Source organism: Rhodanobacter ginsengiterrae (genome assembly GCF_050026815.1).
Classification (GTDB): Bacteria; Pseudomonadota; Gammaproteobacteria; order Xanthomonadales; family Rhodanobacteraceae; genus Rhodanobacter; species Rhodanobacter ginsengiterrae.
Map to the genome: position 1 here is coordinate 1 of NZ_JALBWO010000018.1, position 818 is coordinate 818.

The following is an 818-nucleotide window of genomic DNA, read 5'->3' on the forward strand; positions in this document are numbered from 1 at the left end:
CAACACGAAGCACAACACGATCGACAGCAGTGGCCCGAAAGCTCAGGGCAAAAGCATCATGCACCCGGGGTTGACCGGAAGTCTCCTAAGGAATTGTTAGGCCTCATCTACGCCTTTAGCAAAGACGCGACCGCCATCTGACAGCTTGACGCCAAAAAATCCGATCATCTCGAAGTCCGCATTGAGCGTGGCGCAGGCTCTTGTAAAGGCCACACGCGGGTCGGTATGCCGTTCGGTGGTAACGCACCGAAGGGCGAGGCATTTGTCTTTGATGTGATCAGACGAGAACGTGAGACGCGTGTGCTCGGTCTTGTGCGCGACTAGGTGAGCAAAGTCATTGCGAATCTTCCTCACCGTATGGAGATCAGAGTGAATTGCGTCCGTCATGAGGCCAAGTAGACGGGCCAGATCGATCTTTGCCGAGAAGGTCGCTAGCGGGCCGGCGCCATTGAAAAGGCGCTGCTTCGCCTCGGAGTGATTCTCCAGGAAAGACTCAATGGCCTTGCCAATGGCTTCTTCGACCCAGGCGGCCCCTACAACAGCAACTGCGCGGTCAGACTCTCCGCTCATCTCTTCGACGAGTGTCATGAGGCGCTTCTGGGCTTCTTCGGATTGCGGGTGAAATGACATGAGGCCTAACGCTAAGTAGATTTCAAAATGCAGTCTAATACGGCAGCCTAATTCAGACATTCAGGCCTCAAGTCGAGCCTGCGGCCTACGCATATCAACCACTTATCCCCGTTGGTGCAGCCTAATTCGGCAACCTAATCTCGCCATGTCTACAGACAGGAGAGATGGATGACATCCTTTCATGGAGC

At 54.5% G+C, this 818-nt stretch carries 1 protein-coding gene; it reads right to left on the reverse strand.

The window, feature by feature from the left end; all coding sequences use genetic code 11:
• Positions 1-96: 96 nt before the first annotated feature.
• Positions 97-588: a hypothetical protein gene (locus ACQGNJ_RS00095; protein ID WP_426687216.1), complete on the reverse strand. Its 492-nt coding sequence runs from the start codon at positions 586-588 to the stop codon at positions 97-99.
• Between the last annotated feature and the right edge of the window lie 230 nt (positions 589-818).